Source organism: Nocardia sp. No.11, assembly GCF_038752175.1.
GTDB lineage: Bacteria > Actinomycetota > Actinomycetes > Mycobacteriales > Mycobacteriaceae > Nocardia > Nocardia canadensis.
Genome location: NZ_JBCGFB010000091.1, coordinates 1 through 8139 on the forward strand (window position 1 = coordinate 1; position 8139 = coordinate 8139).

Here is an 8139-nt window from a genome sequence, read left to right on the forward strand (position 1 = left end):
GGCCGCCGGGCAGCTCGGCACCGCGCTGCTGCGCTGCCCGGAGGCGGGCACCAACGCCGCGCACCGGGGCACGATCGGCTCGGCGGAACCGACGATGCTCACCCGGGCCTTCACCGGACGGCGTGCGCGCGGAATCCGCAACCGTTTTCTTCGGGAGCACACCGCGACCGCACCCGCCGCCTACCCCGAAATTCATTACGCCACCGCCCCGTTGCGGGCCGCGGGCCGCGCCGCCGGCAACACCGACGATGTGAATCTGTGGGCGGGGCAAGCGCATTCACTGGCGACCGAGCTATCGGCAGGCGAACTGATCGCCGACCTGGCCGCCGACGCGAAAAGCGCACTACGGAAAGCACTTTCAGAATGAATCCAGGGTTGTTGACAACCGATTTCGTTTAGACTCGAAGGGGCATCGCATCCCGCCGACCACCACCAAGCAGGAGGAGAGCGCCATGTCCCTCGATGTTCCCGCAGCACTGCTCGAGCGCGCCGAACAGGGCGATATCGACGACGCCGAGTTCGTAGAATGCGTCCGCACGTCACTGCCGTACGCCTGGGAAGTGGTGAGCCGGGTAGCCGGCGACCTGCGGGCGGGCGACGCGGAGTTCGCCGACAATGTGGTGCCGCCGCCGGACGAGGTCGCCCGCGGCCAGCTGCTGCGCGCCCTGGCCTCCGACGCCATCCGCGGCGGTCTGGAACGGCACTTCGGCGTGAAACTCGCCTTCCAGAACTGCCATCGGGTCGCGGCCTTCCCGCTCTCGGCGGTCGGCGGCGAGACCTACAGCCGCTACATCAGCCCGCGCGCCCAGCTCCTCAACCAGAGCCCGGAACTCCGGAACTGTTGAGCACCAGCGTTTCTGTCGACAACTGAATATCGACAACTGCATCGCACAACAGGATCCGACAGCTGAATCCGACAACAGAACAAACAACTGAACAACAACTGAATGAGAACGGCGGGCGTGGAAGAGATTCCACGCCCGCCGCCACATCTACCAGCGGACACCCCGGTTTCGGCCGCCTCGCCGCCGAGGGGTGAGACGTACCGCCGAAGGCGCAGTACCACCCCGGTTTCGGCCGCCTCGCCGCCGAGGGGTGAGACGTACCGCCGAAGGCGCAGTACCACCCCGGTTTCGGCCGCCTCGCCGCCGAGGGGTGAGACGTACCGCCGAAGGCGCAGTACCACCCCGGTTTCGGCCGCCTCGCCGCCGAGGGGTGAGACGTACCGCCGAAGGCGCAGTACCACCCCGGTTTCGGCCGCCTCGCCGCCGAGGGGTGAGACGTACCGCCGAAGGCGCAGTACCACCCCGGTTTCGGCCGCCTCGCGGCGGTGGGGGGAGACGTACCGCCTACGGCGCTGTATCACCCCTCGGCGGCGAGGCGGCCGAAACCGGGGTGGGACGGCGCCTTCGGCGGGACGGCTCACCCCTCGGCGGCGAGGTCACGAGGCCGAAACCCGCGGCGCCAGCCGCCAATTACACAGTCGTCACATCCAGCTCGCCCTCGGCGTACTGCGCGCGCAGCCGCTTCTTGTCGAACTTGCCCACACTGGTCTTGGGCACCTCGGCGATGAAGGTCCAGCGCTCCGGCAGCTGCCACTTGGCGAACTTGTCGGCCAGGAAGTCACGCAGTTCGACGGCGTCGGCGGCGGCGCCCTCGGCCAGCACGATCGCGACCAGCGGGCGCTCGTCCCACTTCTCGTCCGGCACGCCGATCACAGCGGCCTCGGCGACGGCCGGGTGGCCCATCACCGCGTTCTCCAGGTCCACCGAGGAGATCCACTCGCCGCCGGACTTGATGACGTCCTTGGAGCGGTCGACCAGGGTGAGGTAGCCGTCGGGGCTGATCTTGCCGACGTCGCCGGTGCGCAGCCAGCCGTCGTCGAACTTGTCCGGGTCGATCTCGGCGCCGGTCGGCGAGTAGTAGGAGCCGGTGATCCACGCGCCGCGGACCTCGAGCTCACCGAGCGACTCACCGTCGTTCGGGACGACCTTGCCGTCGTCGCCGACGAGCCGGGCCTCGACATTGGCCGGGAAGCGGCCCTGCGTGTAGCGGTAGGCCCAGGCCTCCTCGCCCTCGACGCCCGCGGGCGCGTGCGCGACGCTGCCCAGCGGGGAGGTCTCGGTCATGCCCCACGCGTGCAGGATGCGCACGCCGTGCTTCTCCTCGAACGCGCGCATCATGGCGGGCGGCACCGCGGAGCCACCGACGACGGCGGTGCGCAAGTGCGAGATGTCCTGCGGCTGCGCGGCCAGACCCGCCAGCACGCCGCCCCAGATGGTCGGCACGGCGGCGGCGAAGGTCGGCTTCTCGGCGGCCATCATCTCCAGCAGCGGGCCGGGCTGCAGGAAGCGGTCCGGCATCAGGATGTTCGCGCCCGACATCAGCGCCGCGTACGGCAGGCCCCACGCGTTGGCGTGGAACAGCGGCACGATCGCGAGCACGTAGTCCCCGCCGTGGAAACCCATGCCGTTGGGCGAGTTCACCTGCATCGCGTGCAGCCAGTTGGAGCGGTGCGAGTAGACGACGCCCTTCGGGTCACCGGTGGTGCCGGAGGTGTAGCACATGGCGGCGGCGGAGCGCTCGTCCACGACCGGGAAGTCGAACTCGGCGGACTGGCTGTCGAGCAGCTCGCGGTAGGAGTGCACCTGCACACCTTCGGGCGCGGTCAGTGCGGCGGCGTCGCCGTTGACGACGATCACGTGCTCGACCGTCTTCAGGTTCGGTAGGTACTGAGCGAACAGCGGCACCAGGGTGCCGTCGACGAGCACGACCTTGTCCTCGGCGTGGTTGGCGACGAACACCAGCTGCTCCGGGAACAGGCGGATGTTGAGCGCGTGCAGCACCGAGCCCATCGCGGGCACCGCGATGTAGGCGACCATGTGCTCGTTGTTGTTCCACATGAAGGTGCCGACGCGGTCGCCCTCTTCGATGCCGAGCCCGCGCAGCGCGTTGGCCAGCCGTGCGGCGTCGGCGCCGAGCTCACGGTAGGTCATGGTGCGCACACCGTCGCCGGTCCAGGTGGACACGGTCGAATTGCCCTGGAAGGTGGCGGCATAGTTGAGCAGTTTGGCCAGCGACAGCTGGTCGTCCTGCATGGTGCTCAGCATCGAAAACTCCTTCGGTCTCGCCGCGGCATGAGCCACGTCACAAGCGGATGCTACCGAAGGGAGCGCGGGCGGCAACCGTTTCCCAGCGTAACTTTTCCTGGTGAACGGTGTGTTCAGCGTCAGCCCTCTTGCGTGCGGTGCGGCGGTTGCGCGTCGGGGCCGCGATGATGCGCGGGCACACCGGGGCCCGCGTGCTCGGCGTTGTGCACCGCGTCGACCACCAACCTGCGGACGTGGTCGTTCTCCAGGCTGTAGTAGATCGTGGTGCCCTCCCGACGGGTGCGCACCAGCCGCGCCATCCGCAATTTGGCCAGATGCTGCGACACCGACGGCCCCGGCTTGCCGACCTCGGTCGCCAGTTCGTTCACCGACAATTCACGGTCGGCCAGCGCCCACAGCACCTGGACCCGGGTCGGATCGGCGAGCATCCGGAAGACCTCGACGACCAGCCCCACCTGGTCCTCGGCCAGTGGTGCGCGGACCGGGTCGCCGTCTGCGTTCATGCGCAGATGATAGGCCCGGCCGGTCAGCGCAAGGCGAGGTCGGCCAGCGCGGTCCAGTCGGCCAGCACCTGCTTGCGGCGGACCCGGTCGCGCCCGACCATCTCGTCGAGAGTGGCGCCGCGGACCAGATTGATGGTGAGCCAGAAGGTGCTCTCCAGCCGCTCGCGGGTAATCGCGGGGTCGATCAGCCCGGCGCAGCGGTCGAGCAGCTCGACGGTCAGCTCGTGCTGGACGCGCAGCATCTCCCGGCGCAGCGGCGGATCGTTGGCGATGCCGACGTAGAGCTCGACGGCGGCGCGGCCGAGCTGCCCGGCGAACGTCGCGGTGACCAGTTCGACCAGCACCGCGCCCGCCGCGCTGTCCCCCGGCAGGGCTTTGGCCTTGCGCTGCATGGCTTCTCGCTGCCGCTCGGTGAGATGTCCGATGGTCTGCGCGAACAGCTCGCTCCTGGTGTGGAACTGGTGCAGCTGCGCGCCCCGGGTGACCCCGGCCCTGGCGGTGATGTCGGCGATCGAGGCCCCCGCGTAGCCCACCTCGGCCAGGCTCTCGATCGCGGCATCGAGCAGCAGGGTCCGCGTTCGCAGACTCTTCTCCTGATGCTTGTTCGGTGGCAGCTCGGGCATCGACCCAGTATAGAGGGTGAAAATTCCATGCTGCCTTGCACGCAATTCAGTGCTGGACGTACTGTGTCGAGCATGGCTGTTGACCGGATGCTGCCCACCGACGAAGCGCGCGAGCTGATCGAGCTGACCCGTGACATCGCCGACAAGGTGCTCGAACCGCGCGTCGCCGAGAGCGAGAAGACCGGCGTCTTCCCCGACGGCGTCTTCCCCGCACTCGGCGCGGCCGGGCTGCTGAGCCTGCCGTATCCGGAGGAATTCGGCGGCGGCGCGCAGCCCTACGAGGTCTACCTGCAGGTGCTCGAGGAACTGGCGAGCCGCTGGGCCGCCGTCGCGGTCGCGGTGAGCGTGCACGGCCTGTCCTGCCATCCGCTGTTCACCTATGGCACCGACGAGCAGAAGCAGCAGTGGCTGGCGAGCATGCTCTCCGGCGAGACCATCGGCGCCTACAGCCTGTCCGAGGCACACGCGGGCTCCGACGCCGCCGCCCTGCGCTGTCGCGCCACCCCGGTCGACGGCGGCTACCGGCTCACCGGCACCAAGGCGTGGATCACCAACGGCGGCCGCGCCGACTTCTACACCCTGTTCGCCCGTACCGGCGAGGGCTCGCGCGGCATCTCCTGCTTCCTGGTCCCCGCCGACACCGCGGGCCTGAGCTTCGGCAAGCCCGAGGAGAAGATGGGCCTGCGCGGCATCCCCACCACCACCGCCGCCTACGACGACGCCTTCCTGCCCACCGAACGCCGCATCGGCGACGAGGGCCAGGGCCTGTCGATCGCCTTCAGCGCCCTCGACGCGGGCCGCCTCGGCATCGCCGCCGTGGCCACCGGTGTCGCCCAGCGCGCGCTCGACGAGGCCGTGGCCTACGCCAAGGAGCGGGAGGCGTTCGGCCGCAAGATCATCGACCACCAGGGTCTGGGCTTCGTCCTCGCCGACATGGCCGCCGCCGTCGACACCGCCCGCGCCACCTACCTCGACGCCGCGCGCCGCCGCGACGCCGGACTGCCGTACTCGCGGCAGGCCAGCGTCGCCAAGCTGGTCGCCACCGACGCCGCGATGAAGGTGACCACCGACGCGGTCCAGGTCTTCGGCGGCTACGGCTACACCCAGGACTTCCCGGTGGAGCGCTACATGCGCGAGGCCAAGGTCATGCAGATCTTCGAGGGCACCAACCAGATCCAGCGCCTGGTGATCGCGCGCCATCTCGCCGGGTGAGCTACCCCGCAACGCGCTGATCACACAGCCTCAGCCCGTTCCGGCAACCGGCCAGTAAACTGGACGGCGTCTCGAGACCTCGGGCGAAAGAGGTGCGCGATGCTGTGGTGGTTGATCGTGATCGTCGTCGTGTGCGTGGTCGCGCTGCTGTATCTGCGCGCCGAGCAGAACAAGCGGACCGCGCGCGAACTCGACGAAGCGCAGGCCGATGCCAGAGTGACGATCGAACGGCTCGGCGGCCAGGTGTATCAGCTGTCGCCGCGCAACGAAGCGGCCCGGCAGGCGCTGGCCGACGCCTCCGAACGCTACAACGCCGCGGGCGGGCAGATGGACAGGGCGAACTCACCCGTCCAGGCCCGCCTGGCCAAGCAGACGGCAGTGGAAGGGCTCTATTACATCCGGGCTGCGCGCACGGCGATGAATATGGACCCGGGCCCGCCGGTACCGGCCCTCGATGGTCAGGACATCGCGGGACAGGTCGACCAGCAACGGGTCGTCGAGCACAACGGTCGCCGCATCGCCGCCTCCCCCACCCCCTCCCCGGGCACGCCGAACTACTACCCCGGCGGGCGCGTGGCCGGACGACCGGTCCCCGCGGGGTGGTATTCGGAGCCGTGGTGGAAGCCCGCGCTGATCGCCGGCGCCTGGGGCGCCGGTTCGGCACTGCTGTTCACGACATTGTTCGCCGGGATGTCCGGAGTCGGCTACGACGCCCAGGCCTTCGAGGACGGCACCGGCGAAGCGGCACTCGACCAGGGCGAGGTCGGCCAGGATCCGGGGTACGACCCGGGTCAGGATTCAGAGGGGTGGGGCGGCTCCGATGGTGTCGACGGTGGATACGACAGCGGCGGGTTCGACAGCGGCGGTGGATTCGACGCGTTCTGAACCAGGCGGCGGGCCGGGACCTGCCCTGGCGCCACCGAGATAGCCGGGGCCGGGATGCGACGGGGGCACCACGCCACGACGAATCATGTTGCGGCCATGCGGGTCTGGGCTCATGTCGCAGCTCACGTCGTGCCGGTGCCGACCGTCGGCACGACTGCGCGCGGTAACCACCGCCTCGACCCGGATGCCGGGTAACAGTCGGCCTGCGGCGATCGGATCGCCTCGGTCCGCCCAGAGCGGGGGCACACCGGCCGCAAATAGTCCGCCCTGCGCCGGACACTTCCGAGCCTGGACCTGCGGCGGGACCTTCCGGGTCTCTGCCTGCATCGGGACCATGCAGGTCTCGACTTCCGCCGGGACCATCCGAGGCTCGACCTCCGCCAGGACCATCCGAGGCTCGACCTCCGCCGGGACCTTCTGAGGCTCGACCCGGATCGTGGCGACCGCATCGAGGTCAGCCCGGCCGTAGCCGACCGCGGCGGGGCAGACCGAGCCGCCGGGTACGTCGCCCACCGGGTCCACAGGCGAGAGTTCCCCAGGGTGGTACTGGCCGCCACCCCCCACGCCCCCCGTGGTGACGACCGCGCGTTCGGCCGCATCGCCCGAGTCCGCAGGACCATCCCCGATTGCCGACTCGGCAGGACCGGTCGCCACGGACGGCTCGGCGGGGTCCGACTCCACGGGATCGGCACCGGGTGTGGGCCGAGTCGGTTCGGCCTGGCCGGGTAGCGCGAACCCGAACGTGGCGAGCAGCGAGAGGATCGGCTCGACCGGCGATGAACCCTTCGGGAGGACCAGGTCCAGCGTGGGGTCCAGGTCAGCCGACGGCGGTCCGAGTTCCCATGACGGAACATCTCCTGCTGCCGCGTCTTCCGTGGAGGATCGTCCGAGCTCCGGCAGGAGAGCGCCGATGATCGGCGGCGACAGGTCCGGGCCGACGGCCGTGACCAGCGGGAGGTGCTGGGCGGTCGGAGTGTCCTCGGCGGCGGCCACGCCGGCGATCGACAGCGCGGCGAACACCATGCCGGTCAGCAGCACACCACGGACGTAGCCGGCCGCGCGCATCACCCACTCCTTCCTGTCTCGTCAGTACTGGTTCTTCCGGTCGGCGACAAGCCGCGCCCGTCAGCTGGGCGTGCGGCACTCCGACAACTCCCCCGCGTCCCGCCGAACCTGCTTGGACGCGGGTAGTCGCTGGGCGACCACCCTGATCCGCGGATTCTCGTTCTCGATCTGCTGTGCCGAGGCGGCGAGCAGATCCCTGGCGACGCCGCGCAGCCGATCGGTATCGGCGATATCCACGCCGCCCATCTCGCCCGCCCGCGCGCGGTCCGCCTGCCCGAGCCGCTCGAAGAGCCCGACCAATTCCCCCTGCGCGGAGCGCCATTCGTCGGGGTAGAGGTCCGGGATCGGTAGCCGGTCGGCGGTATCGCGCGCACCATCGGCCGCGGCGGCCCGGCCACCGAGGATCATCGCCGCCGTGTCGCGATACTGCGCCGGCGTGAGCGCCCCGGCTTCGCGCTCGGCCGCTTTCAGCTCCGCCCGATATCGGGTCTGCAGCGAACAGACGGACCGATAGAACGCGAGCATGGTCGATTGCGTCGCCGCGCTCGCGCCCTCGATCGCCTCGGCGCGCGCCGCAGCGGCCCGATCCACCTGCGACGACGCCGAATCCGGATCGACCAGCCCGCCGTCGACCGCGCACCCGCCCAGCCCCAGACACACCGCCGCGGCCAGCACGAGCGCCCTCAGCACCTGCGCACGCCGAGCCATCCGATCGACACGGACAACCCCGGCGGGGCCGGG

At 70.1% G+C, this 8139-nt stretch carries 9 protein-coding genes; 4 read left to right on the forward strand and 5 right to left on the reverse strand.

Annotation, left to right across the window (positions count from 1 at the left end; translation table 11 throughout):
* A partial coding sequence (locus V8688_RS23060; protein ID WP_342801671.1) for a nitronate monooxygenase occupies positions 1-367 on the forward strand: 367 nt, incomplete at its 5' end.
* Between the two features lie 85 nt (positions 368-452).
* Complete coding sequence (locus V8688_RS23065) at positions 453-845, forward strand: SCO5389 family protein (RefSeq protein ID WP_218720750.1); 393 nt, start codon at positions 453-455, stop codon at positions 843-845.
* 630 nt (positions 846-1475) lie between these two features.
* Here V8688_RS23065 and V8688_RS23070 read toward each other — a convergent pair.
* The 3 genes from V8688_RS23070 to V8688_RS23080 form a co-directional block, all read right to left on the reverse strand.
* The gene (locus V8688_RS23070) at positions 1476-3110 is read right to left on the reverse strand and encodes a long-chain fatty acid--CoA ligase (RefSeq protein WP_218720751.1); all 1635 of its coding nucleotides are present in this window, start codon (positions 3108-3110) and stop codon (positions 1476-1478) included.
* A 119-nt stretch (positions 3111-3229) separates the two neighbouring features.
* Positions 3230-3613 carry a metalloregulator ArsR/SmtB family transcription factor gene (locus V8688_RS23075; RefSeq protein ID WP_218720752.1) on the reverse strand — a complete coding sequence of 128 codons (384 nt, stop codon included), beginning with the start codon at positions 3611-3613 and terminating at the stop codon, positions 3230-3232.
* A 23-nt stretch (positions 3614-3636) separates the two neighbouring features.
* On the reverse strand, positions 3637-4236 hold the full coding sequence (locus V8688_RS23080; RefSeq protein ID WP_218720753.1) for a TetR/AcrR family transcriptional regulator: 600 nt from the start codon (positions 4234-4236) through the stop codon (positions 3637-3639).
* A gap of 72 nt (positions 4237-4308) precedes the next feature.
* Here V8688_RS23080 and V8688_RS23085 point away from each other — a divergent pair, with 72 nt between their 5' ends.
* Both V8688_RS23085 and V8688_RS23090 read left to right on the forward strand, forming a co-directional pair.
* Positions 4309-5448, forward strand: a complete 1140-nt coding sequence (locus V8688_RS23085; protein WP_218720754.1) for an acyl-CoA dehydrogenase family protein — start codon at positions 4309-4311, stop codon at positions 5446-5448.
* Positions 5449-5547: 99 nt separating this feature from the next.
* Complete coding sequence (locus V8688_RS23090) at positions 5548-6333, forward strand: DUF1542 domain-containing protein (RefSeq protein WP_342801672.1); 786 nt, start codon at positions 5548-5550, stop codon at positions 6331-6333.
* Here the strand turns inward: V8688_RS23090 and V8688_RS23095 are convergent.
* Both V8688_RS23095 and V8688_RS23100 read right to left on the reverse strand, forming a co-directional pair.
* Positions 6247-7398 (reverse strand): hypothetical protein, encoded by a 1152-nt coding sequence (locus tag V8688_RS23095; RefSeq protein WP_342801673.1) that lies wholly within the window; start codon positions 7396-7398, stop codon positions 6247-6249. The genes V8688_RS23090 and V8688_RS23095 overlap by 87 nt on opposite strands.
* A gap of 60 nt (positions 7399-7458) precedes the next feature.
* A partial coding sequence (locus tag V8688_RS23100; protein ID WP_342801674.1) for a hypothetical protein occupies positions 7459-8139 on the reverse strand: 681 nt, incomplete at its 5' end.